Source organism: Micropruina sonneratiae (genome assembly GCF_025972045.1).
In the GTDB taxonomy this organism is placed as follows: Bacteria; Actinomycetota; Actinomycetes; order Propionibacteriales; family Propionibacteriaceae; genus Micropruina; species Micropruina sonneratiae.
The window spans coordinates 271,632-293,947 of record NZ_JAPDHX010000001.1; the positions used below are offsets into that span (position 1 = coordinate 271,632).

The 22,316-nt window shown below is 71.1% G+C and carries 25 protein-coding genes; 11 read left to right on the forward strand and 14 right to left on the reverse strand.

The window, feature by feature from the left end; all coding sequences use genetic code 11:
* Positions 1-31: 31 nt before the first annotated feature.
* The 6 genes from pstS to dtd all read right to left on the reverse strand — a co-directional run bounded on the left by pstS (position 32) and on the right by dtd (position 6,280).
* A complete protein-coding gene (pstS, locus tag OIE40_RS01305; RefSeq protein WP_264699187.1) occupies positions 32-1,123 on the reverse strand; it encodes a phosphate ABC transporter substrate-binding protein PstS in 1,092 nt (363 codons plus the stop codon).
* Positions 1,124-1,246: 123 nt separating this feature from the next.
* On the reverse strand, positions 1,247-2,131 hold the full coding sequence (locus tag OIE40_RS01310) for an NUDIX hydrolase (RefSeq protein ID WP_264699188.1): 885 nt from the start codon (positions 2,129-2,131) through the stop codon (positions 1,247-1,249).
* A complete protein-coding gene (locus tag OIE40_RS01315) occupies positions 2,128-4,236 on the reverse strand; it encodes an RNA degradosome polyphosphate kinase (protein WP_264699190.1) in 2,109 nt (702 codons plus the stop codon). Before OIE40_RS01315 ends, OIE40_RS01310 begins: the two co-directional genes overlap by 4 nt.
* On the reverse strand, positions 4,236-5,069 hold the full coding sequence (mshD, locus tag OIE40_RS01320; protein WP_264699192.1) for a mycothiol synthase: 834 nt from the start codon (positions 5,067-5,069) through the stop codon (positions 4,236-4,238). Before mshD ends, OIE40_RS01315 begins: the two co-directional genes overlap by 1 nt.
* Before the next feature lie 22 nt (positions 5,070-5,091).
* Positions 5,092-5,751: a response regulator transcription factor gene (locus OIE40_RS01325; RefSeq protein ID WP_264699194.1), complete on the reverse strand. Its 660-nt coding sequence runs from the start codon at positions 5,749-5,751 to the stop codon at positions 5,092-5,094.
* 103 nt (positions 5,752-5,854) lie between these two features.
* Positions 5,855-6,280: a D-aminoacyl-tRNA deacylase gene (gene dtd / locus OIE40_RS01330; RefSeq protein WP_264699196.1), complete on the reverse strand. Its 426-nt coding sequence runs from the start codon at positions 6,278-6,280 to the stop codon at positions 5,855-5,857.
* A 340-nt stretch (positions 6,281-6,620) separates the two neighbouring features.
* On the opposite strand from dtd, the gene OIE40_RS01335 reads away from it, so the two are divergent.
* From OIE40_RS01335 to cobT, 4 genes are read left to right on the forward strand one after another with little or no spacing between them, the layout of a single operon-like run.
* Positions 6,621-6,749 carry a hypothetical protein gene (locus OIE40_RS01335; protein ID WP_264699197.1) on the forward strand — a complete coding sequence of 43 codons (129 nt, stop codon included), beginning with the start codon at positions 6,621-6,623 and terminating at the stop codon, positions 6,747-6,749.
* The gene (locus tag OIE40_RS01340) at positions 6,749-7,246 is read left to right on the forward strand and encodes a heme-binding beta-barrel domain-containing protein (protein WP_264699199.1); all 498 of its coding nucleotides are present in this window, start codon (positions 6,749-6,751) and stop codon (positions 7,244-7,246) included. The genes OIE40_RS01335 and OIE40_RS01340 overlap by 1 nt, the downstream gene beginning before the upstream one ends.
* 7 nt (positions 7,247-7,253) lie before the next feature.
* Positions 7,254-8,174 carry a CAF17-like 4Fe-4S cluster assembly/insertion protein YgfZ gene (ygfZ, locus tag OIE40_RS01345; RefSeq protein ID WP_264699201.1) on the forward strand — a complete coding sequence of 307 codons (921 nt, stop codon included), beginning with the start codon at positions 7,254-7,256 and terminating at the stop codon, positions 8,172-8,174.
* Positions 8,171-9,202, forward strand: coding sequence for a nicotinate-nucleotide--dimethylbenzimidazole phosphoribosyltransferase (cobT, locus tag OIE40_RS01350; protein ID WP_264699203.1), 1,032 nt, complete (start codon positions 8,171-8,173; stop codon positions 9,200-9,202). The genes ygfZ and cobT overlap by 4 nt, the downstream gene beginning before the upstream one ends.
* Positions 9,203-9,211: 9 nt before the next feature.
* Here cobT and OIE40_RS01355 read toward each other — a convergent pair whose 3' ends face one another.
* The 7 genes from OIE40_RS01355 to OIE40_RS01385 all read right to left on the reverse strand — a co-directional run bounded on the left by OIE40_RS01355 (position 9,212) and on the right by OIE40_RS01385 (position 14,654).
* Positions 9,212-9,367 carry a hypothetical protein gene (locus tag OIE40_RS01355; protein ID WP_264699205.1) on the reverse strand — a complete coding sequence of 52 codons (156 nt, stop codon included), beginning with the start codon at positions 9,365-9,367 and terminating at the stop codon, positions 9,212-9,214.
* Between the two features lie 100 nt (positions 9,368-9,467).
* On the reverse strand, positions 9,468-10,355 hold the full coding sequence (locus OIE40_RS01360) for an NUDIX hydrolase (protein WP_264699207.1): 888 nt from the start codon (positions 10,353-10,355) through the stop codon (positions 9,468-9,470).
* A gap of 74 nt (positions 10,356-10,429) precedes the next feature.
* Positions 10,430-11,311: an aminoglycoside phosphotransferase family protein gene (locus OIE40_RS01365; RefSeq protein WP_264699209.1), complete on the reverse strand. Its 882-nt coding sequence runs from the start codon at positions 11,309-11,311 to the stop codon at positions 10,430-10,432.
* Positions 11,312-11,623: 312 nt separating this feature from the next.
* A complete protein-coding gene (locus tag OIE40_RS01370; protein WP_264699211.1) occupies positions 11,624-12,442 on the reverse strand; it encodes a D-alanyl-D-alanine carboxypeptidase family protein in 819 nt (272 codons plus the stop codon).
* Between the two features lie 21 nt (positions 12,443-12,463).
* Positions 12,464-13,180, reverse strand: a complete 717-nt coding sequence (locus tag OIE40_RS01375) for a DUF6498-containing protein (RefSeq protein WP_264699212.1) — start codon at positions 13,178-13,180, stop codon at positions 12,464-12,466.
* 36 nt (positions 13,181-13,216) lie between these two features.
* The gene (locus OIE40_RS01380; RefSeq protein WP_264699214.1) at positions 13,217-14,113 is read right to left on the reverse strand and encodes a DUF4031 domain-containing protein; all 897 of its coding nucleotides are present in this window, start codon (positions 14,111-14,113) and stop codon (positions 13,217-13,219) included.
* 1 nt (position 14,114) lies between these two features.
* Positions 14,115-14,654 carry a DinB family protein gene (locus tag OIE40_RS01385; RefSeq protein ID WP_264699216.1) on the reverse strand — a complete coding sequence of 180 codons (540 nt, stop codon included), beginning with the start codon at positions 14,652-14,654 and terminating at the stop codon, positions 14,115-14,117.
* A gap of 22 nt (positions 14,655-14,676) precedes the next feature.
* On the opposite strand from OIE40_RS01385, the gene OIE40_RS01390 reads away from it, so the two are divergent.
* Positions 14,677-15,276 carry a beta/alpha barrel domain-containing protein gene (locus OIE40_RS01390; RefSeq protein WP_264699218.1) on the forward strand — a complete coding sequence of 200 codons (600 nt, stop codon included), beginning with the start codon at positions 14,677-14,679 and terminating at the stop codon, positions 15,274-15,276.
* Between the two features lie 14 nt (positions 15,277-15,290).
* On the opposite strand, the gene OIE40_RS01395 is transcribed toward OIE40_RS01390, so the two are convergent.
* Positions 15,291-15,881, reverse strand: a complete 591-nt coding sequence (locus OIE40_RS01395; RefSeq protein ID WP_264699220.1) for a hypothetical protein — start codon at positions 15,879-15,881, stop codon at positions 15,291-15,293.
* A gap of 183 nt (positions 15,882-16,064) precedes the next feature.
* Between OIE40_RS01395 and OIE40_RS01400 the strand changes: the two genes are divergently transcribed.
* The 6 genes from OIE40_RS01400 (at position 16,065) to OIE40_RS01425 (ending at position 22,312) form a co-directional block, all read left to right on the forward strand.
* The gene (locus OIE40_RS01400; protein ID WP_264699222.1) at positions 16,065-16,973 is read left to right on the forward strand and encodes a VldE C-terminal domain-containing protein; all 909 of its coding nucleotides are present in this window, start codon (positions 16,065-16,067) and stop codon (positions 16,971-16,973) included.
* 41 nt (positions 16,974-17,014) lie between these two features.
* The gene (gene pgi / locus OIE40_RS01405; RefSeq protein WP_264699224.1) at positions 17,015-18,688 is read left to right on the forward strand and encodes a glucose-6-phosphate isomerase; all 1,674 of its coding nucleotides are present in this window, start codon (positions 17,015-17,017) and stop codon (positions 18,686-18,688) included.
* A 96-nt stretch (positions 18,689-18,784) separates the two neighbouring features.
* Positions 18,785-19,630, forward strand: a complete 846-nt coding sequence (locus OIE40_RS01410) for an ABC transporter permease (protein ID WP_264699226.1) — start codon at positions 18,785-18,787, stop codon at positions 19,628-19,630.
* Positions 19,617-20,405 carry an ABC transporter ATP-binding protein gene (locus tag OIE40_RS01415; protein ID WP_264699228.1) on the forward strand — a complete coding sequence of 263 codons (789 nt, stop codon included), beginning with the start codon at positions 19,617-19,619 and terminating at the stop codon, positions 20,403-20,405. The genes OIE40_RS01410 and OIE40_RS01415 overlap by 14 nt, the downstream gene beginning before the upstream one ends.
* Before the next feature lie 15 nt (positions 20,406-20,420).
* On the forward strand, positions 20,421-21,596 hold the full coding sequence (locus tag OIE40_RS01420) for a CDP-glycerol glycerophosphotransferase family protein (RefSeq protein WP_264699230.1): 1,176 nt from the start codon (positions 20,421-20,423) through the stop codon (positions 21,594-21,596).
* A complete protein-coding gene (locus OIE40_RS01425; RefSeq protein ID WP_264699232.1) occupies positions 21,593-22,312 on the forward strand; it encodes an IspD/TarI family cytidylyltransferase in 720 nt (239 codons plus the stop codon). Before OIE40_RS01420 ends, OIE40_RS01425 begins: the two co-directional genes overlap by 4 nt.
* The last annotated feature ends 4 nt before the right edge of the window (positions 22,313-22,316 follow it).

The window sequence follows — 22,316 nt, forward strand, 5'->3', positions numbered from 1 at the left end:
CCGGCGGAAACCGGGCGGGCGCTGGCCGGACTCACTTGATCGACGCGACCGCCGCTGCGACCTTGGCCTGCATGTCGGCGCTCAGCGGCGCACTGCCGGCGGCTTCGGCGGCCGCCTGCTGGCCCTCGGCGGACGCCACGTAGCCGATGAAGCTCTTCACCAGCTCGGCCGTGGCGGAGTCCTTGTAGGCCTCGCAGACCAGCGCGTACGAGACCAGCACGGCCGGGTAGGCGCCCTCGGCCTTGCGGTTCAGCGTCAGCGCGAGGTCATGCTCGGAGCGGCCGGAGATCGTCTCGGAGGCGTCCACCACCTTGGCCGCCGCCTCCGCGGTCGGCTGCAGCCACTCGTCGCCGACCTGCAGTTGGGCGTGGCTGACCTCCCTGGCTGCGGAGGCGTCCGCGTAGCCGATCGTGTTGGTGCCGGTCGACACGGCGTCCACCACCGCCGAGGTGCCCTTGGCGGCCTCGCCGCCGAACGCGGCCGGGAAGGTGTCGGACGCCTCCTCGCTCCACACCGACGGTGCGGCCTGGTGCAGGTAGTCGGTGAAGTTGTTGGTGGTGCCCGAGTCGTCGGAGCGGTGCACCGCGGTGATGGCGGCATCGGGCAGCTTCGCGTCGGGGTTGGTGGCAACGATGGCCTCGTCGTTCCACTTGGTGATCGTGCCCGCGAAGATGCCGGCCACGGTGTCGGCGTCCAGCTTCAGTTCGTCGACTCCTTCGACGTTGAAGATGACGGCGATCGGGGAGATGTAGACCGGCAGGTCGAGAGCGTTGGATTCGGCGGTGCAGCCGGCGAACTTGCCCGCGCCCATCTCCTCGTCCTGGAACGGACGATCAGAGCCGGCGTACTGCACGGCGCCGGACGTGAACGCCTCACGGCCCGCGCCGGAGCCGTCGGGGGAGTAGTTGATGGTGACGCCGGAGTGGGCGGACTGGTAGTCGGCGATCCACTTCTGCTGCGCCGCGGACATCGACGAAGCGCCCTTGCCGGCCAGCGTGCTGGACGCGGCGGTGCCGCTGGTCCCAGTGCCCGGGTCGGCGGGTTCGTTGGCTGCGCAGGCGGACAGAGTCAGCGCAGCCGCGGCAATCAGTGCCACCGGCGCGCCGAGCTTGGAGATCTTCACGGCTTTCCTTTCGCGAACGTTGGAGCGACTCGCTCCGCGAAGCACGCTAGGCAGCCCAGGAAACCGAATGGGGGCTCTTGGGTGAACAGCCGGTGAACTCCGTATCGCTGCTTGTCAGCAGGGTCAAACGCGGGGTTTGTGCCACTCGACGCTGACGGTCTCGCCGGTCGGCGACAGGTGCGCGACCAGTACCGCGGCGGTCAGCATCGGCCGGTCGGGAACCCCCAGCGCGTCCAGCATCAGCGGCAGCACGGGGCGGTGGCCGCAGATGGCTCGGGGCACCCCGGAGGCGGCGGTCTGGCCGATGAGCCGTTTCATCAGCTTGCGGACGGCCTCGGGATGGTCCTTCGCCTGTTCCTCCGACAGCGTCGACCACCCCTTCACGTCGAGCCGTTGCGCCTTCGCGTACGGGCCCAACGTGCTCATGCAGCGCGCCGAGGTGGACGAGTCGAGATCCTGGACGCCGTAGGCGGCCAGCAACGGCGCCAACTGCTTGCTCTGCTTGCGGCCCCGGCTGCTCAGCTGGCGCAACTGGTCCTTGCCCGACCAGTGCTTGCGCTCCATCGCCTTGCCGTGCCGGACGATCAGCAGCGGCGTGGTCTGCGGCAGGGTCACCGCCTGTTCGACCAGCCGCCGCTCGTCGGCGTAGGTCATCCGCCGCAGCGCCGAGTCGATGGTCAGCCAGGCCCGGCGGTCGACCTCGGCGTTGGCCTTGAACCGCCCCTGTTCGACAACGGTGCCCAGCCAGTAGGCGACCCGCTTGGTGCCGCTGGGGATCGGGTACTGGATGCGGTCCACCGGGTGGGTGAGCCGAATGCGGACCGCCGACTCCTCGACCACCTCGCGGACGGCGGTCCCGGCCAGATACTCGTCGGGGTCGAGCTTGCCCTTCGGCAGCGACCAGTCGTTGTAGCTGGGCCGGTGCACCACGAGCACCTGGAGCTGGCGCCCTTTGGGCCGGCGCAGCACGATCGCACCCGCGGCCTCCACCAGGCGCCCCCGGCTCATCCGCCGACCCGTTCGCGGCGCGAGCCCAGCGACGAGATGAGGTGCTCCTGCAGGTCGAGCAGCGGTTCGCCGTCCGGGGCGGCGGTGTGCTGCACCCAGCCGTCCGGCTCGAGCCACCACGAGGCGGTGCCGTCGTCGAAGGCCAGGTCGAACAGCCCCTCGATGGTGGCCATGTGCCGCGGGTTGGTGAGCGAGGCGAGCACCTCGACCCGGCGGTCGAGGTTGCGGTGCATCAGGTCGGTGGAGCCGATGCCGACGCGGGGCTGGCCGCCGTTGGCGAACCAGAACAGCCGGGAGTGTTCGAGGAAGCGGCCGAGGATCGAGCGCACCCGGATGTTCTCGCTCAGGCCGGGCACCCCCGCCTTCACGGTGCAGATGCCGCGCACCCACAGCTCGACACTCACCCCGGCCCCGGACGCCCGGTACAGCGCGTCGATCACGGTCTCGTCGACGATGGAGTTGACCTTGATCCGGATCCCGGCGGGACGCCCGGCGCGGTGGTGCTCGATCTCGTCGTCGATGAACTCGACCAGCCCGCGACGGATGCCGTGCGGGGCGACCAGAAGCCGCTTGTAGTGGGTCTCCTGACCCATTCCGGACAGGTGGTTGAACAGCCGGGCCACGTCGTCGGTGATCACCGGGTTGGCGGTGAGCAGGCCGACGTCCTCATACATCCTGGCCGTCTTCGGGTTGTAGTTGCCGGTGCCGATGTGGCAGTAGCGACGCAGCCCGTCCGGCTCGTCGCGCACCACCAGCGACAGCTTGCAATGCGTCTTGAGGCCGATCAGCCCGTACACCACGTGGCAGCCGGCCCGCTCGAGCTTGCGCGCCCAGCCGATGTTGGCCTGCTCGTCGAAGCGGGCCTTGATCTCGACCAGTGCGAGCACCTGCTTGCCGGACTGGGCGGCCTCGATCAGGGCGTCCACGATCGGCGAGTCGCCCGAGGTGCGGTACAGCGTCTGCTTGATCGCCAGCACCGCCGGGTCGGCGGCGGCCTGCTCGATGAACCGCTGCACGCTGGTCGCGAACGAGTGGTAGGGGTGGTGCAGCAGCACGTCACGGTGCTTGAGCGCGGCGAACATGTCGGCCGGCATGGCCGTCTCGACCTCGGCCAGTTCGGGATGGGTCTTGGGCAGGAACGCCTTGTACTTCAGCGATTCGCGGTCCAGGTCGGCCAGCGAGAACAGGCCGCGCAGGTCGAGGGGCGCGGGCAGCTTGAACACCTCCTTCTCGGAGATGTCGAGTTCGCTGACCAGCAGGTCGAGCATCTTGTCGTCGATGTCGTCCTCGACCTCGAGCCGCACCGGCGGACGCCCCACCTTGCGCCGCAGCAGCTCCTTCTCCAGCGCGTGCAGCAGATTCTCGGCGTCGTCCTCCTCGACCTCGAGATCCTCGTTGCGGGTGACCCGGAAAGTGGAGTGCTCCAGCACCTGCATGCCGGAGAACAGCCGGTCGAGGTGCCGGGCGATGACGTCCTCGATCGCGATGAAGCGACCCTCGGCCAGGGGCAGGAAGCGGCTCAGCACCGCCGGCACCTTGACCCGCGCGAACTGCCGGGCGCCGGTCATCGGGTTCTTCAGCAGCACCGCCAGGTTGTTGCTCAGCCCGGAGATGTAGGGGAACGGGTGCGAAGGGTCCACCGCCAGCGGGGTCAGCACCGGGAAGATGCGTTCCTCGAACAGGGTGGTGAGCGTGGCCTTCTCGGAGTCGGTCAACTGATCCCAGCGCAACACCTCGATGCCCTGCTCGGCCAGTTCGGGGCGGACCTCGTCGGCGAACACCCGGGCTTGCTGGGTCACCAGCTCGCGGGTACGGGTGAGGATCTTCTCGTGCAGGTCGCGCGGCAGGATGCCGGACGCCGAGGGCACCGCCACGCCTGCGGCGATGCGGCGCTTGAGTCCGGCCACCCGGACCATGAAGTACTCGTCCAGGTTCGAGGAGAAGATGGCCAGGAACCGTGCCCGCTCCAGCAGCGGGACGCGGGCGGCGTCCCGGGCCAGGTCGAGCACGCGGTTGTTGAACGCCAGCCAACTCAGCTCGCGCTCGGAGTAGCGGTCGGCGGGCAGCTCGGATCGGTCCTCGTCGAGCACCAGTTCGGCGGTCATCACTGCTCCTGAGAAGGCTGGTCGGGGCCGTAAAGGACATCACTGTGCACCACGGTGAAGCCGGTCCGCTCGTACAGTTGTACCGCCCTGGCATTGGCGGCTTCAACGTACAGATGCACGCTGGGACTGCCGGCGGCGGCCAGGTGTTCCAGCCCGGCGGCCAGTAACCGCTTGCCCAGCCCGGTGCCCTGCGCGCGCGGCGCGGTGGCCAGGATGTACACCTCGCCCCGGCCGTCCGGGTGGCGTTTGGTCCAATGGAAGCCGGTCAACCCGTCGGCGTCGGAGGTGACCAGCAGGCCGTCGGGGTCGAACCAGTCCTCGGCGAGCCGGGCGTCCAGGTCGGCGCGAGAGAAGCGACGCTGCTCGGGGTGCCAGTCGAACGCGGCGGCGTTGAGGGCCAACAGCGCGTCGGCGTCCTGCATCGTGAACGGCCGGACGCCGTCGAACCGCTGCCCGGTGGGCGGGTCCAGGGGCCGCTGCATCACCAGCAGCCGCCGGCGTTCGAGCAGGCCGTTCGCCGCCGCGAAGCCCTGCGCCGCGGGCAGGTTGCCGAACGCCCACACCCCGACGCCACGCACCTCGGCGAGCAGTTCGCCGCCGATGCCCCGGCGGCGGTGGGCGGGGTGCACGAACAGCTGGGCGGTGCCGTGGCTGTCGTTGCGCTGCGCGTACCCGATCAGATCCCCGTCCAGTTCGCGAAGGTGGTGGGTGACGGACGCCGGTGCGCCGGCGAGCGCCAGGGTGGCGTCCTCGTTGAGGGGGTGTTCGCCGTCATGGTCGGCGACCGTCCCGGCCAGCGCACGCACCCGTTGGGCGTCCTCGGGGCTCAGCATGCGCTCAGGCTAGCCCGATCGGCTACGACGAGAAGCGGTAGCCCACGTTGCGCACGGTGCCGATCAGCGACTCGTGCTCGGGGCCCAGCTTGGCCCGCAGCCGGCGGATGTGGACATCGACGGTGCGGGTGCCGCCGAAGTAGTCGTAGCCCCACACGTCGGCCAGCAGGTGCTCGCGGCTGAACACCCGACCCGGGTGGGTGACCAGGTACTTCAGCAACTCGAACTCGGTGTAGGTCAGGTCGAGCGGCGCGTCACCGAGCCGGGCCGAGTAGGCTGCCTCGTCGATCACGATGCCGCCGGACTGGATCAGCCCGTCGGATTCGTTGGAGCTGAGCAGCAGCCGGATGCGGGCGTCGAACTCGGCCGGGCCGGCGCCGTCCAGGATGAGATCCGAGACGCCCCAGTCGCCGTTGATCGCGGCCAGCCCGCCCTCGGTGACCACCAGCAGGATCGGCAGGGTGATGCCCGAGGAGACGAAGAGCCGACACACCGTTCGGGCGTTGGCCAGGTTGCTGCGTCCGTCGATGACCACCACGTCGGCCTTGGCCGACTCGGTCAGCGCGTTGGTGTCGGCGGGGGCGCTACGCAGGTCGTGGGCGAGGAGTCCGATCGCCGGCAGCACCGCCTCGGGGCGCGCACCGGTGTCCAACTGACTGCTGACCACCAGCAGTTGCGCCATACCCACCCCCGTTCCGGCCACCTCGGGCCGTTACAGGATAGTGACACCTCCCCGGTCGGTGTGGCGACGGCATCCGGTGGGCGGTCGCGGGGGCTGCGGCGTGCTACAGCTCCAGCAGCACCGTGACCGGGCCGTCGTTGACCAGTTCCACCCGCATCGTCGCGCCGAACCGCCCGGTGGCGACCTCGGCGCCGTAGGCCCGCAGGGCGTCGACGTACCTGGTGACCAGCGGTTGGCTGACCGGTGCCGGTGCGGCCGCGCTCCACGACGGGCGCCGGCCCTTGCGGGTGTCGCCGTAGAGGGTGAACTGGCTGACCACGAGAATCGGCGCCGACTCCTGGGCGCAGCTGCGTTCCCCGTGCAGGATGCGCAGGTTCCAGGTCTTGTCGGCCAGCGCATCCGCGATCGAGGGCGTGTCGGTGTGGGTGACGCCGAGCAGCACCAGCAGGCCGGGGGAGTCGATGCCGCCGATCATCTCGCCGTCGACGCTGACGCCGGCGCTGGTGACGCGTTGGACGAGGGCTCGCATCGGGCCATCCTGTCAGGCTGGTTCCGCTGGGCGGCGCCAGTTCAGGGCGTAGCGCCACAGCAGCAGGCGGCGGTGCTGCGCGCCGGGGTCGAGGGTGCGTGCACCCGAGGACGCCCGGGTCGGAGTCGATCGCCGTGACGTCGGGCACGCTGCGGTGTAGGTCGCGGGCCAGCAGTCCATCACCGCAACCCACATCGAGGGTCCTGAAAACGGTGCACTCGTCGAGCGGCGCCGGCGCGGGTGAGGCGACGTGCCGGCTCGGGTCGGCGACGAGTGCACCGTTCTCAGGGTGTCCTGCCCGGCCCGCGGGCGGCCGGAGGTGAGCACTAGACTCACGCGAGTGATCCCGACGTCGATTCCCTTGCTGACCGCGGGGACGGTCGCGCTGATCGTGGCCGCGGCGGCCGTGCTGATCGCCGCGCTGGTCGTCGTCGTGCGGATCTTCACCGAGAAGCGCAGGAGCGATTGATGAGTTTCGAGATCCCCTCCGACCTGAACCCGGCCCTGGTCGGGCTGGCCTGGCTGCGTGGCCGCTGGGAGGGTTCGGGCTACCTGGAGTGGCCCGGGCAGGAGAAGATCCGGTTCGCGCAGCAGGTCGACTTCAGCGACAACGGCGGCGACTACCTGCACTACCTGGCGCAGGCGTTCGAGGTGGACGCCCACGGCAAGCCGACCAGCCCGCTGTTCATGGAGACCGGATTCTGGCGTCCGCTGCCCGACGCGACCGTCGACGTGGTGATGTGCTCGCCGGACGGCTTCGCCGAGGTCTGGTACGGCAAGCTGCAGCCCGGCCGGGTCGACCTGACCACCGACGCCGTAGTCCGCTCGCCGGACGCCAAGGTCGCCTACACGGCCGGCCGAAGGCTCTACGGGACGGTCGAGGGCAAGCTGATGTACTCCTTCGACCGGGCCACCGACGACATCGCCTTGCGGCCCTACGTGTGGGCCACGCTGGTGCGGGCGTGAGGGTGCGATGAGCGCAATCAGGCACGAGAGCGGCCCGGACGCCGGAGCGGTCTGGCACTACGGCGACCCGCTGCGCGAACAGCGCCGGCTCGCCGCCGGCGAGGCGAGCGTCGACCTGTCGCACCGCCCGGTGTTCTCGGTCAGCGGGCCGGACCGGCTCAGCTGGCTGAACAACATCGTCTCGCAGAAGCTGGACGACCTGCCGCCCGGGGTGTGGACGACTGCCTACATCCTCGACCCGCAGGGCCGGATCGGCCACGTGTTCGGCGGGGTCGACGACGGCGAGACGCTGTGGGCGTCCACCGAACCGGGGCATCTGGACGCCCTGCTCGCCTGGCTACGCCGGATGCAGTTCGCTGCCCGGGTCGAGATCGACGAGCGCAGCGACACGCATGCGATGGTGATCGCCGGCGGCCCGCGGATCGTGCCGCGCGAGCAGTTGGACGAGGTGCTGGGCGAGGTGCGGGCCGGCACCTGGGCGGCGGACGCGCTGCGGATCGAGGCCGGCCGGCCGCGGATCTTCGTCGACACCGACGACAAGACGATCCCGAACGAGCTCGCCAACCCCGACGGGCTCGCGCTGGGCGCCGGCGTGCACCTGCAGAAGGGGTGCTACCCGGGCCAGGAGACTGTTGCCCGGGTGTACACGCTGGGGCGCCCGCCGCGCCGGCTGACCAGACTGCAGTTGGACGGCTCGGCCGAGGCGCTGCCCGCGGTGGGCGCCGACGTGCTGCTCGACGGGCGGGTGGTCGGCCGGGTCGGCTCGTCGGCACGGCACTTCGAGCAGGGGCCGATCGCGCTGGCGCTGATCAAACGCAACGTCGACTGGTCGCTTCCGGTGCTGGTGGACGGCATCGACGCCGCCCAGGAACTGATCGTCAACCCCGAGGTGGGGTTGCACGTACGTCCGAACATGAGGCTGCGATGACCCTCGCCACCACGTGTGCCGCCGTCGAACCGGTCTCCGAGACCGCCCGCGCCGCGGCCGACGAACTGCAGGCCGGCCTGGCGAAGCCACCCGGCGCTCTGGGCCGGCTCGAGACGCTGGGTGCGCAGCTCGCTGCTATCGCCGGCGCGTGCCCGCCCCCGCAGCCCGATCCGGCGCGGATCGTGGTGGTGGCCGGCGACCACGGCGTGGTCGCTCAGGGCGTGACCCGGTGGCCGTCGGCGTTGTCGGGGATCCTGGCATCCACGCTGATCAGCGGCGGCGCCGGAGTGAACGTGCTGGCCGGGCTGGCCGGGGCGCAGCTGCGCGTTCTGGACGCCGGGCTGTCGGCCGGGGTAGACGGCGTCGAGGCGCGTCCGATCCGGCGCGGCACCGGGGATTTCAGCGTCGAACCGGCGCTGACCCGCGACGAGGCCACCGCGGCGCTCGAACTGGGCATCGGCGAGGCGCATGTGGCCGCTGACGAGGGGATTCGCTGTTTGGCCACCGGTGAGGTGGGGATCGGCAACACCACCACCGCGGCCGCACTGATCGCCGCATTCACCGGCGCGGAGGCGGCGGTGGTCGCCGGCCGGGGGGCGGACGCGCCGCCCGAGATGGTGGCCCGCAAGGCAGCGGTGATCGGCCGGGCGCTGGCGCTGCACGCACCCGATGCCAGCGATGGTGTGGGCGTGCTGGCCGCCGTCGGCGGGGTCGAGCAGGCGGTGCTGGCCGGGCTGGTGCTGGGTGCGGCCGAGCGCCGCCTTCCGGTGCTGCTCGACGGCATCACCGGTGTCGCCGCGGGTCTCGCGGCGGTCGCCTTGGCGCCGGCCGCGTCGGGGTACCTGATCGCGGCGCACTCCGGCGCGGAGCCCGCGATCGCGGTGGGCCTTGCTCGACTCGGCCTTGAACCGGTGCTCGACCTGCGGCTCGCGCTGGGCGAGGGCTCGGGTGCCGCGCTGGCGCTGCCTATCCTGCGCGCCGCGGCGGCCGTCATGACCGACATGGCCACGCTGGAGTCGCTGCTGTAGCCGGTCCGGTCAGCCCACGCCGGCCACGTCGAGGGTGCAGCCGACGACGGTCTCGACCGAGCCGTACGCCCGCCCCCCGGGCCAGCCGGCCGGCCGCGCACGCCACGATTCGCCGTCCTCGACCCGGCCGGCGAACTGACCGTCGATCAGCAGCCTGCGTCCCATCCGCCGACCCTGCCCCGAGAGCCGGTGCCTGTCGAGCGCCCGCGCTGCCCCGTGTCACTCGCCGGTGCTGTCTGCCGGCCCGTCGGCCGGGGAGGATGGCTCAACGGGACTTGGGGGTGGGCAGCTTGGTGCCCACAGCCTGGCGTTGCGCCAACACCTCGCGCCGGAACCGGTACAGCCGCGCGGGGCGTCCGCCGGTTCGGGTGCGGCCGCCGGTCGGCTCGACCAGGTGCTGCTGCTCGATCAGCCGGCGGAAGTTCTGGGTGTGCACCCCCTGACCGGCCAGCGCCTCGACACAGCCCTGCAACTGCCCGAGGGTGAACGTCTCCGGGAGCAACTCGAAGACCACCGGCCGGTACTGGATCTTCGCCCGCAGCCTGGCGATGCCGGTGGCCAGCACCCGGCGATGATCGCCCTCCAGCCGCTCACCCGGCAGCGGTACCGGGACAGGACGCTGCACAGGCGACTCAGGGACGAGCCCCGCCTCGTACAACAGTTCGTAGCGCTGCAGGGCGAGATCCGGCTGCCACGGGTGGGCGTCCAGGCCGTAGACGACGGCGCAGCGCTGCAGCCGCGCGTCGGGCTCTGCCAGCGCCCAGCTGCGCAGCGCGGGCTCGATCGTGTCCGCCACCACGGTGGCGCCCGCCCTGTGGTCCTCCCACGGGAACAGTTCGTACCACTGCCGCCAGCGGCCGTTGCGGGGGGTCGGCCCGCGCACCAGGCCCAGGTACGACACCGAGATGGTCCGGGCCCCGCCGCCGCCGCGGTCGGAGTCGGCGAACGTGTACAGCTGCTCCACGAACCCCAGGCTCAACCCGGTCTGTGCCTCCACCCAGGCACGGACGGCGGTCTGCAGCGAGCGGTGGCCCGGCAGCACCGGGCCGGCCGGCAGGCAGGGTCGGTCCGACAGGGTCAGCACGCACGGCTCGCCGTCGACGAGGGCCACGATCACGGCCAGTACCTCGGCCCTGATCGGTTCGCTGGTCACCCGGCCTCCCATTCGGTCGCGTTGTCATTCGCCCCTGTCAGGTGCGCATTCGTCGAATCCCAGCAGGATAGCGGTCACGACTGGGCGCGGAGTTGCGCCCAGGTGTGCGCGGCAACCGGGGCCAGCGCCGGGTCGCCCGAGGCGGCGAAGGCGGACGCCAGCGCCAGCGCCCAGGCCCGCGCCCGCGTCCACACCGCGGGGTCGTGGTCGCCGACCGCCCTGCACGCCTCGATCAGGCGCGCGCGGTCGGCCGGCCCGAACGACAACCAGAGGGTGGCCAGGTCGCTGGCCGGATCGCCCGCGGTCACATCCCCCCAGTCCAGGAGGCCGGCCAGCCGGCCGGCGTCGTCCACCAGCACGTTCAGCGGGTGCGGATCGCCGTGGAGCCACAACGGCGGTCCCGGGTACGGCGGTGCGGACGCCCACCGCGTCCACAGCTCAACGGCCTCGGTCCCGAACCCGGGCAACTGCCGCAGCCGCTGCCGCACGATCGGGTCGCGGCCAGCCAGCGGACCCCCGCGGAACGGATTGTCCGGCGCGTTGCCCGGGGCCGGGACGTGCAGGGCGGCGAACGTGGCGGCGAGGCCGTCGACCGCGGCACCGCGCTCGTCGATCCCGAGTCCGGCGAGCACCCGGCCGGGCAGCCGCGGCACCACCGACCACGGGTGCGGGAACGACGCCGACGGCGCCCCGACCCACACCGGCACGGGCGTGCGCACCGGCAGCCTGCCGGCCAGTTCGGGCAGCCAGCGCTGTTCGTGCCGCAGCAGCGCGACGGCGACTCCTCGGCGCGGCACCCGCACCAGCAGGTCGTCTCCGAGCGCGAACGTCTCGTTGTCCCATCCGTGGGCGAAGGGCGCCAACGGCAGGGCGGACCAGTGCGGGCACTGCTGCCCGATCAGCGTCGTGACCAGGTCGATCGTGACGCCCAGGTCCGCGTCGGGTGGGGTGGGCACGCCACATTCAACCCCGGCACCATCGGCACAAGTCAACAACCTCACCCCCAGGGATGTGGTTTTGATCGCGCCGTGCGGCGGTCGCGTCACCCGGGCAGGTGACTTGATGTGGCGCCCCAAATGCGCTTGTCGTCGGCGAATCCTGTGATTTCGCCAAGGCCTCCGCAGAGGCCTTGGCTGGCCGGCTCCCGCCGTCTAGAGTCACAGCCAAGGAGCCCGGGAAGTGACTTTCCAAAGAGCCGGCAGCAGGGTTGCAGGTCGGCCGCGTCAGACACCGATGCACCCAAATGTCCTTCCCGGGCTCGCCAACGCTCAGGCGAGCCCCAGGTGCTCCTCCAGGGTGAGGTTGCTCCTGGGTCCGAAAGCCTTCGCCACCGTCTTCCCGACATAGCGGTAGTGCCACGGCTCGAAGGCATACCCGGTGATCGCCTCCTTGCCGTCGGGATAGCGCAGGATGAACCCGTACTCCCAGGCGTGCCGCCACAGCCATCGGCCCACCTTGGTGTTGCGGACGCCGACCCCCCAGGTGACCCCGTCCCACAGGTCGACGGCCAGGCCGGTCTGGTGCTCGCTGCGACCCGGCGCGGCGTTGTAGCGACGCGCCATCTCCTCGCTGCCGTATTCGATGATCTTGCGGTCGAGGATCTGCTTCTGCAAGGCGTAGCTGCGGTAGCCGCTGCGCACCAACATGCGCACCCCGTCGCGGTTGGCCGCCGCGGTCATCGCGGTCAGCGCCGCCTGGGTCTGCTTGGTGAGCCCGTACGGCTGGGTCACGCTGCTGCGCCGGTAGTCGGCGTTGATCGGGTACTTCTTCGAGATCACCGGGACGCCGTTCACCGTGAAGGCCTCGTTGCGCTGCGCGCGGGTGCGGGTGTCGGTGGGCCTGGCCGACGAGGTGGCGCTCGGGGCGGCGGTGCTCGCCGGACCGGACGCCGACGCCGTGGCGCCGGCCGAGCCGGACGCCGTCGGCGAACCGGAGGCCGAACCCGTCACGGTCGCGGTCGGCGACCAAGTGGGGGAGCCCGCCGGAGTGGACCCCCCGCCCGGCGTGGCGGTGGCCGAGCAGCCGGCCAGCAGGGCCGTGCCGAGCGCCAGCGTGGTGACCAGGGTCGGGCAGGGGGAGCGACGCACCCGGCAACGATAACCGGAGGGTCAGGGCCCGCCGGTCGCGACCTCCCGGCGCACGCCGGGGTTGTCGCCGCGGCGTCCGGCCAGCATCAGGGCACCCAGCTCGAAAACGGTCTTCAGCAGCATCAGCACCGCCACCAGCACCGCCCCGTCGCTGAGTTCGAAACCGAGGCCGTCGAACGCCGCCCGCAACGGTGCGAGCACCTCGTCCCACCGCGACCGGCCGCCGCCGAAACTCTGCATCGTGAACAAGAAGCCGATCAGTGTGGCCAGATGCAGCACGATCAGCCGCGGGTACGGCCAGGCGAACGCCTGGCCCGGCGAGACCGTGTCGCGCCGGCCGCCGAGGAACCAGACCGTGGCCAGGTCGACGACGTAGCGCAGGGCGACCAGCAGGATCGGAAAGCCCAGCATCCAGAACCCCCACTCGACGCCCGTGCGCATCGCGACCACGGTCACGAATCCCAGATGCACCAGGGCGAACAGGCCGTAGTGGAAGCTGAAGAAGAGTGCCTGCCCCCACGGCGGCCAGCGCTCCACCGAGCGGTCGCCGACCGGCTCGGCGGGCACGCCGCGGGCGGTCAGGATGCGGACGACGGTGACCACGCCGAGAATGACGTTCTCGGCCCAGAACAGCAGGAACACGTTGCCCGGCGGCCACCCCCAGGCGACCACGCCGGCCAGCAGCAGCAGATTCGTCGCCAGTACCCAGGCGGCGTCGAGCAGGCGGTTGCGGGGCACGCCGATCACGATAACCAGCCGGGGTGGCGAACCGGCTCAGCCCGCCAGTAGCCGGGCCCGTTCCTCGGCCAGGTTGGCCTGGGCGCGGGCGGCCCACAACCGGCGGCCCGCCTCGGTGCGGAACAACGGACGCCGGGTCGCCAGCCCCTCGACGACGGCCAGCCGGCCGCGCCGGAAGTCCACGTCGGGATGGTCGGCGTACTCCTCGCGCACGTCGCGCAGGTAAACGTGGTAGCGGCCGCGGTTCTGGCCGAGCACCGACAGGTCGGCGTCCACCAGCAGGGCGGCGTCGAGGTCGCCGTCGTCGGGGTCGTGGTCGACGGTGACCATGACCAGCCGCGCCACCTCGGCCGCCGGGCCCCGGCCCAGCAGCGGCTCGAGGTGTCGGCGGGCCAGCTCGGCGGAGGCCTCCTCGTCGGCCCGCGGCACCCCCTCGTGGACGGCGTCGTGAAACCAGGCTGCCAGCCGGACCAGTCGCCGCTCGGGGTCGGACGCCGGCGCGCCCAGCTGGTCGAGCGCCGTCAGGCACTGCGCCAGGTGCCGCACGTCGTGGTACCGACGGTGCGGTTCGGACCAGCGGTCCACGAGCTCCTCACGCAGGTTGGGCGCCTGGGGCAGAAGCAGCTGCCAGTCGGCGCGCGCGCCGGCCAGGGCGGCGGGCCGCTTGGGCGTACGGTCCCGGGGCCTGACCCGCAGGTCGGCGTCCACCAGCCTGCGCATCAGCTCGCCCGAGGTCACCGGGATCGCGCCGGCGTCGATCAGGGCCGGGTAGCGGGCCACCGGCACGTCGTAGTGGTCGTGGTCGAACGCGCGGGGATGCAGGCCGGCCGCCCGGGCGAAGGCGTGAAGCTCGTCCAGTGACGTGTCCGAGACGAGGTGACCGAAGTCGGTGCCGTGGGCCGGCCAGCGCGGCGGGTCGAGCAGGATCGCCACCTCAGCCCGCCACGTCCGCCAGATGGTGTTCGAGGTCGTGCAGGAGGTAGCTGCCCAGCGTGGCGACGGTGAACTCCGACCCGTTGCTGCGGGTGCCGCGCCGCGGCCACTGCTCGGCCCGGACGCCGGCGAACAGCCCCGCCGTCCGGCCGGCGGCCACGGCGTACTCGCGGGCCACCGTCGCAGGATCCTGCGCGTGGTAACGGCCGGCCACCGCGGCGGCGTCCTGGTCCCAATCGGCGAACGCCGGCGACTCGGCGTCCAGCATCAGTTCCAGCCGCTCGCCGAAGGTGCGGCACACGTCCCGCACGTGGCAGCCGTATTCGAGCGCCGACCACACCGCAGGGTGACCACGGCGCGCCACGTCCGGCCGCGCCAGCACCGCCGTCCAGCGCGGCACCGTCGCCAGGGTGCGGGCGGCGACCTCACCGGCCGGCGTCGGCGTCCAGCCGCATTCGGGACAGGGGCGCTCGATCACCCAGGTCCAGTCCTTGCCGTCGGCCGGCGGGGCGGGCGGTGCCGGGTCGCTGCCGAGTTGCATGCGATCACCCTAACCTTGGGGCATGGACCTGGCTCAGGTGCTGGCCGGCGGCCGGACGATCATCGAACTGCCCGAGGCCGACACCGACGACCTCGTCGCCGCCGGCGAGGTGCTGGTGCAGGAGGGTCTGTCCCTGTGGACGGTGCCGTTCGCCCGTCGCGGAGAACTCCTCCGGCTGCGCGAGGTGTTCGGGCGCCGGGTCCGGCTGGGGGTCGGCGACCTGCGCAGCCCCGACGAGGTCGGCTACGCCCGCGGCGCAGAGCCGGACGTGCTGCTGTCGCCGTTCGCCTCCGCCGAGCTGGTCGACGCGGCCGGCCCCGTACCGATCGTCCTCGGCGGGCTCACCCCGACCGAGGTGGCGCGCGCCCTTCTGCTGGGCGCGGCCGCGGTCCAGGTTGTCCCGTGCGACGCGCTCGGCTCGTTGTACGCCCGCACGCTGACCGCCATGTTCCCCGGGCAACCGCTGATCGCCACCGGACGGCTGGAGCGCTTCCAGTGCGAGCTGTGGCTGGACGCCGGCGCGCTGGCCGTGTGCCCGCTCGGCGCGGTCAGTTCCGGCGACGTCTCCGATCCGGACCTGACCGACCTGCGGCATCGCGCCGGCGGCTACCGCTTCGGCTGATCGCCGCCCCGGGTTCAGTGCCGGCGGCGCCGCAGGAAGGCGCCGACCGCGAACAGGGCGAGCATCACTCCGAGCAGCCCGGCAGCGACCGCGACCAGCTGGTCGATCATCGCGCTGCCGCTGCTGGGCAGCACCGCCGGCTGGTCGCCGAGGTCGGTGCTGGAGGCCGGCTCGACCCCGGGCTGACCGTCGGTCTCATCGGCGGGTGCCACTATCCGCACCGGGAGCACGAAGGTGGACGCCGCGGCCTGCGCGGACCCGCCGTAGCTCAGGGTCACGTCGATGGTGCCCGAACCGGGAAGATCCTCCGGCAGCGGGACGAACAGCTCGAAGTCGCCGGCGTTGCCGGTCAGGGCTGCGGGCCGGCCCTCGCCGCCGGTGACGCTGGCCACCACGGACTGCCCGGACAGCGGCCGGCGCTGCGCGTCCAGCAGGGTGCCCGCCACGGGCACCAACGCGCCCGGAGCGCCCTCGCCGGACACGGCTCGGGCCTTCAGGGTGGCGGGCAGCGGCTCCTTGGCCGCGACGGTGTCCGCGTGGGCGGTGCCGACGCACAACATCAGTGCTGCGGCGAGGGACGAGAGGAAGACGATGACCCGGCGCATCTGTGCCCCCGATCGGGTGAGGTTTCAGTTCCCCACATGGTTGCCGGGCGCACCCGCTGAGCGCGGCATGCCACGCCGGGGCGGCCCCGATTCGGATGCGGCGGGCACCGGCCGATTTGGGCCGGGGAGAAACCTTAGAGTAACTTTAGAAACCGACGCAGTTTTCTCAGGGGGTTTCGCCAGATGTACCAACCGCGACGGGCCGACGGCCCCGCCGCCGAGACCGTGGCTCAGGCACGCCGAGCCTCCCGCACCTGGTACGCGGCGACCGCCGATCGGATCGGGGCGATCTTCCTGGGTCTGGCCGTGACCGCCACCGCGGGAGCCCTGGCGATGGCCGGCACCGCGAGCGCCGCCCCGGTGGCCGCTCCCGCCGCCACCCCGGACGTCTCCGTGCAGCGCGAGCAGGGCGTCTCCCGCAGCGACGCCCGGGCGCAGCTAGCCGCCGAGGACCTGATGACAGCGGCCGCCGCCACCCGCGACGCCGAGGCCCCCGCCCTGCGGCCGACCCGCACGATGTACGCGAAGGACAAGGTCGCGGTGCTGACCGGGCCCGGGGCGGGCGCCAAGAAGGTCGCCACCCTGGACGCCGCCGACACGCTGACCGTCACCCCCGACACCGACGGCAAGTACCGCAAGGTGAGCTACAAGGGCGAGCAGGCCTGGGTGCTCAAGGCCGCGCTGTCCAACAGCAAGCCGACCATCAAGCAGGTGGCCGACGCCAACGCGCCGAAGGCCACCCGCAGCGTCCCCAAGGGTTCGGTGCTCGGGCTGCAGCCCGAGGCCATGGAGGTTTATCGCGCCGTGATGGCCCGGTGGGCGGTGAAGAACGTGGGCGGCTACCGGGCGACCTCGCTGTCGGTGCACCAGTTCGGCCGGGCGATCGACTTCATGACCTACACCAATGTCTCCCAGGGCGAGGCGATCGCGGCCTTCGTGATCGCCCACGCCAAGGAGTTCGGCATCGACCACGTCATCTACCGGCAGCGGATCTGGACCCCCTACCGGCCGACCTGGCGGCACATGGCCGACCGGGGCAGCATCACGGCGAACCACTACGACCACGTGCACGTCGCGGTCAAGGACCGCTGAGGGGCTGACCCGCCCCGGGCCGTCTGGCTAGGCTGCTGGCCATGCAGACACCCGTTGACCCCACCACCACCGCTGCCTGGGGGAAGCTCCAGGCGCTCCACGACGGCTTCGTCCCCGACCTGCGCGGCGCCTTCGCCGACGACCCCGAACGGGCCGCGCGGTTCACCCACTCGGCGGCCGAGCTCTACGTCGACCTGTCCAAGAACCTGATCGACGACGACGTGGTGGCGGCCCTGCTCGAACTGGCCGACGAGGTGGGCGTCGCGGCCCACCGCGACGCGATGTTCGCCGGCGAGCGGATCAACGTCACCGAGGACCGCTCCGTGCTGCACACCGCGCTGCGGCGTCCCAAGGGCGACGTGCTCGAGGTGGACGGGGTCAACGTCGTCGAGCAGGTGCACGAGGTGCTCGACTCGATGTACGCCTTCGCCGACCGGGTCCGCTCCGGTGACTGGATCGGCGTCACCGGCAAGAAGATCACCACGATCATCAACATCGGCATCGGCGGTTCCGACCTCGGCCCGGTGATGGTCTACGAGGCACTCAAGCCCTACGTCACACCCGGCCTCGAGGCCCGCTTCATCTCCAACATCGACCCGACCGACGTCGCGGAGAAGACCCGCGGCGTCGATCCCGAGACCGTGCTGTTCATCGTGGCGTCCAAGACGTTCACCACCCTCGAGACGCTCACCAACGCACGGATGGCTCGCGACTGGCTGCTCAGCGCCCTCACCGAGACCGGAGCCATCGACGGTTCCGACGAGCAGCAGGCGGACGCCGTCGCCAAGCATTTCGTGGCCGTGTCGACCGCACTCGACAAGGTGGAGGCGTTCGGCATCGACCCGGCCAACGCGTTCGGTTTCTGGAACTGGGTGGGCGGGCGCTACTCGGTCGACTCCGCGGTCGGCCTGCCGCTGATCCTCACCCTCGGTCCGGACAACTTCGCCGACTTCCTGGCCGGCTTCCACGCCATCGACACCCATTTCGAAACCGCGGCCCCGGAACAGAACGTGCCGCTGCTGATGGGCATGCTGAACGTCTGGTACGTGAACTTCTTCAAGGCCACCTCGCACGCGGTGCTGCCCTACGCCCAGTACCTGCACCGGTTCGCCGCCTACCTGCAGCAGCTCACCATGGAGTCCAACGGCAAGGGCGTCCGGCTGGACGGTTCGCCGGTGGTGACCGAGACCGGCGAGGTGTTCTGGGGCGAGCCGGGCACCAACGGCCAGCACGCGTTCTACCAGCTGATCCACCAGGGCACCCAGCTGATCCCGGCCGACTTCATCGCGGTGGCCACCCCGGCGCACCCCATCAAGGACGGCGACGTCGACGTCCACGAGCTGTTCCTGGCCAACTTCTTCGCCCAGACCAAGGCGCTGGCCTTCGGCAAGACCGCCGACGAGGTGCGCGCCGAGGGCACCGCCGAGGCGATCGTGCCGGCCCGGGTGTTCAAAGGCAACCGGCCCACCACCTCGATCATGGCGCCGGCCCTCACCCCGTCGGTGGTCGGCCAGCTGATCGCGCTGTACGAGCACATCACCTTCGTGCAGGGCTCGGTGTGGGGGATCGACAGCTTCGACCAGTGGGGCGTCGAACTCGGCAAGCAGCTCGCCCTGCAGATCGCACCAGCGGTGGCGGGGGACGCCGACGCGCTGGCCGCGCAGGACCCGTCCACCAAGAGCCTGGTCGGCTACTACCTGCAGCACCGCTCCTGACGACCCGCCGCCGGCCGGGTGGTCGGACGCCGTGGTCGGGTGTGACTAGACTCTGGCTGTTTGACCCCCGGCAGGGGCGGAGAGGAACGCGACTTCATGAGTGTGGCTGACTACGCGGCGGCTCAGGGGCTGCACCGCGTGGGCGCCCGACCGCCGCTGTGGAACTACCTGAAGCAGACCTGGGAGCGCCGCGACTTCACCGTCGCGATGGCGCGGTTCAGGATCCAGGCCGAACAGCAGCGCAACCGGCTGGGCATGCTGTGGCTGGTGCTGCAGCCGTCGCTGAACGCCCTGGTCTACGGCACGATCTTCGGCCTGCTGCAGGCCGGCAGCAGGCCGGACGGCTGGGCCGCCTACGTGGTGATCGGTGTCTTCCTGTTCCAGTACTTCTCCTCGTCGCTCAACGACGGCGCCCGTTCCATCACCGGCAACCGGGCGCTGGTGCAGTCGCTGGCCTTCCCGCGGATCACCCTGCCGATCTCGGTGGTGCTGGAGAACCTGATGGCGCTGCTGCCGATGCTGGCGGTGATGGTCACAGCGGTGCTGGTGATGGGCTACCCGCCCTCCTGGGAGTGGCTGCTGATGGTGCCGCTGCTCGCCCTGTACACGCTGTTCAACACCGGCATCGCGTTGATCGCGGCCCGGCTCACGGTGCACGTCCGCGACCTGACGCAGGTCCTGCCGTTCGTGAACCGCATGCTGTTCTACACCTCGGGGGTGCTGTTCGCGGTCGACAAGATCCTGGCCTCCTACCCGTGGCTGGTCCGGCTCTACGACTTCCACCCGCTCTACCAGGTGCTGCAGATCGCCCGCGGCCTGTTGATGCACCGCGGCGAGTACTCGCTGCACTACTGGCTGTACTTCGCGCTGTGGTCCGTGGTCACGTTCGTGGTGGGGCTGCTGTTCTTCTGGGTGGCCGAGGAGCGCTATGGCCGAGAGTGAGCAGGTGACCGCGGTCGCGGCCGAGCACGGTCGTCCGGTCGTGATCGTCGACCAACTGCACGTCAAGTACCGCATCTTCGCCGGCGGCCGGCGCGCTCGCGGCAGGGCGAGCCGGTCCGGCCTGTTCACCTTGGGCGGTCGCGGCGTGCGCACGGTGCACGCGTTGAAGGGGGTCTCCTTCACCGCCTACGCAAACGAGTCGATCGGGGTGATCGGGCACAACGGTTCGGGCAAGTCGACGCTGATGCGGGCCATCACCGGGCTCACGCCGCCGGCGGCCGGGGCCGTCTACGCCACCACCCGGCCCAACCTGCTCGGTGTCGGCGCGGCCCTGCTGCCCGACCTGTCCGGCGAGAACAACATCGTGCTGGGCGGCCTCGCCCTCGGCTTCTCCAAGGGCGAGGTGACCGGGCTGCGCGACGAGATCGTCGAGTTCGCCGAACTGCAGGACGCCATCGAGTTGCCGATGCGCACCTATTCCTCGGGCATGCAGGCCCGGCTCAAGTTCGCCATCGCCACCGCCAAGCACCACGAGATCCTCATCGTGGACGAGGCCCTGTCGGTGGGCGACCGACAGTTCCGCGAGCGCAGCGAGGCCAGGATCCGCGAGATCCGGGCCGACGCCGGCACCATCTTCCTGGTCTCCCATTCGATGAAGTCGATCCGCGACACCTGTGACCGGGTGCTGTGGATCCACCGCGGCAAGCTGCGCATGGACGGTCCCACCGAGAAGGTGGTCCAGGCCTACGAGAAAAGCCGGACGGCGGGGCGCTGAATGCGACTCGGCAGGGTGGATCTGCGCAGCGCGATCGCATCCTGGCTGCTGCCGGTGCTGTTGGCGCCGGTGCGGCTGCTTACGATCAGGCGCAACCGGGTGGTGTTCCTGTCCGTCGCCGGTGGTTCGGCCAGTGAGTACTCCTGCAACCCGCGGGCCGTCTACGAGGAGCTGGCCGACGACGCCGACCTGGAGAAGGTGTGGCTGGTCGCCGATCCGGCGCAGTACCCGGCATTGCGCGCGGCCGGCGTCCGGCTGGCCAGGCACGGCAGCGTGCGCGCCGCCGTACTGCTGGGCACCGCCGGCGTCGTGGTCACCAACGGCGGGTACGTGAACTGGTTCCCGTTCCGGCACGGGCAGTACGTGATCAACACCTGGCACGGCGGCGGCGCCTACAAGCGCCTGCCGTTCGACCGGTCGGACGCCGGGCGTCGTGAGCGCCGCAAGCAGCAGCTCGGCTCGGACCACACCTCGCTGTTCGTCTCCAGCAGCCGCAGCTTCACCGAGCTCGTGGTCCGAGGCAGCCTCGGCTACCACGGCCCTGTGCTCGAGGTGGGGATGCCCCGCAACGACGCGCTGCTCGACCCCCAGCGACGCGCCGAGCTCGCCGATCGGGCTCGCGCGGCGCTCGGCATACCCCACGGCACCTCGACGGTGCTGGTGGCGCCCACCTTCCGCCGCGACGACGCGGACGGGAACCTCGAACCGCTGGACGCCGAGGGGCTCACCCGGGCGCTCACGCAGCGCTTCGGTGGCGACTGGCTGGTGCTGTGGCGCGAACACCGGCTGGCGATGCGGGCGTCCGGCCGACCAGGCCTCGACGTCGGCGACTACCCCGACATGCAGGACCTGCTGTGCCTGGCCGACGTCCTGGTCACCGACTACTCCTCGGCGGTGTGGGACTACTCGCTGCTGGGCCGGCCGTGCTTCCTGTACGTGCCCGACCTGGCTCGGTTCACCGACCGCAACGGGTTCTACGTGGCGCTTCCCGACTGGGGCTTCCCGTACGCCACCGGCAACGCCGAGTTGGCGAGTCAGGTCGCCGGCTTCGACGAGGCTCGGTATAGGCTCGGCGTCACCCGGCACCACGAGGTCCTCGGCAGTGTCGAGAGCGGCAATGCGGCTGAGGCGGTCGCCGACGTGATCCGCCGGCACAGCGGACACGACCACCAGGAAGGGACGAATCTGTGAACGTCGCGATCGTGTTCGCGGGCGGCTCCGGCCAGCGGATGAACAGCGCCGCCAAGCCGAAGCAGTTTCTGGAGCTGTACGGCAAGCCGATCATCGTGTTCACCCTCGAGGTGTTCCAGCACCATCCGGAGATCGATCAGGTCATCGTGCCCTGCATCGCTGGCTGGGAGGACTACCTGCAGGAACTGCTGGACAAGTACCGGCTGACCAAGGTGACGAAGGTGCTCACCGGCGGCCGGGACACCCAGGAGTCGAAGATGATCGCGCTCAAGCACCTGGCGACCTTCTGCGCCCCCGACGACGTCGTCGTCATCCACGACGCCGTGCGTCCGCTGGTCACCGAGAAGATGATCAGCGACAACCTCGAGGCGGTGCGCCTGCACGGCTCGGCGATCTCGGTGGTGCCGTTCTCCGAGACCGGCATCGTCAGCTCCAACGGGCTGACCACCCGCGAGTCGATCATCCGCAACACGCTGTACATCGCGAAGGCGCCGCAGAGCTTCTACTTCTCCGACGTCTACGCCGCCCACGCCAAGGGCAACGACATGGACCCGACCGTCACCATCGACACCTGCTCGCTGATGACGGCCCTCGGCATCGAACTGCACCTGGTGCCCTGCGAGACCACCAACATCAAGATCACCACGCCCGAGGACTTCTTCGTGTTCAAGGCGCTGATCGACCTGCGGGAGAGCCGGGACATCTTCGGCATGTGATCCG

Coding starts and splice junctions, on each gene's coding strand:
- OIE40_RS01310 (WP_264699188.1), bottom strand. CDS start 2,131: ATGAGCCGGGGGCGCCTGGTGGAGGCCGCGGGTGCGATCGTGCTGCGC.
- OIE40_RS01315 (WP_264699190.1), bottom strand. CDS start 4,236: ATGACCGCCGAACTGGTGCTCGACGAGGACCGATCCGAGCTGCCCGCC.
- mshD (WP_264699192.1), bottom strand. CDS start 5,069: ATGCTGAGCCCCGAGGACGCCCAACGGGTGCGTGCGCTGGCCGGGACG.
- OIE40_RS01325 (WP_264699194.1), bottom strand. CDS start 5,751: ATGGCGCAACTGCTGGTGGTCAGCAGTCAGTTGGACACCGGTGCGCGC.
- dtd (WP_264699196.1), bottom strand. CDS start 6,280: ATGCGAGCCCTCGTCCAACGCGTCACCAGCGCCGGCGTCAGCGTCGAC.
- OIE40_RS01340 (WP_264699199.1), top strand. CDS start 6,749: ATGAGTTTCGAGATCCCCTCCGACCTGAACCCGGCCCTGGTCGGGCTG.
- ygfZ (WP_264699201.1), top strand. CDS start 7,254: ATGAGCGCAATCAGGCACGAGAGCGGCCCGGACGCCGGAGCGGTCTGG.
- cobT (WP_264699203.1), top strand. CDS start 8,171: ATGACCCTCGCCACCACGTGTGCCGCCGTCGAACCGGTCTCCGAGACC.
- OIE40_RS01355 (WP_264699205.1), bottom strand. CDS start 9,367: ATGGGACGCAGGCTGCTGATCGACGGTCAGTTCGCCGGCCGGGTCGAG.
- OIE40_RS01385 (WP_264699216.1), bottom strand. CDS start 14,654: ATGCAACTCGGCAGCGACCCGGCACCGCCCGCCCCGCCGGCCGACGGC.
- OIE40_RS01390 (WP_264699218.1), top strand. CDS start 14,677: ATGGACCTGGCTCAGGTGCTGGCCGGCGGCCGGACGATCATCGAACTG.
- OIE40_RS01395 (WP_264699220.1), bottom strand. CDS start 15,881: ATGCGCCGGGTCATCGTCTTCCTCTCGTCCCTCGCCGCAGCACTGATG.
- OIE40_RS01400 (WP_264699222.1), top strand. CDS start 16,065: ATGTACCAACCGCGACGGGCCGACGGCCCCGCCGCCGAGACCGTGGCT.
- pgi (WP_264699224.1), top strand. CDS start 17,015: ATGCAGACACCCGTTGACCCCACCACCACCGCTGCCTGGGGGAAGCTC.
- OIE40_RS01410 (WP_264699226.1), top strand. CDS start 18,785: ATGAGTGTGGCTGACTACGCGGCGGCTCAGGGGCTGCACCGCGTGGGC.
- OIE40_RS01415 (WP_264699228.1), top strand. CDS start 19,617: ATGGCCGAGAGTGAGCAGGTGACCGCGGTCGCGGCCGAGCACGGTCGT.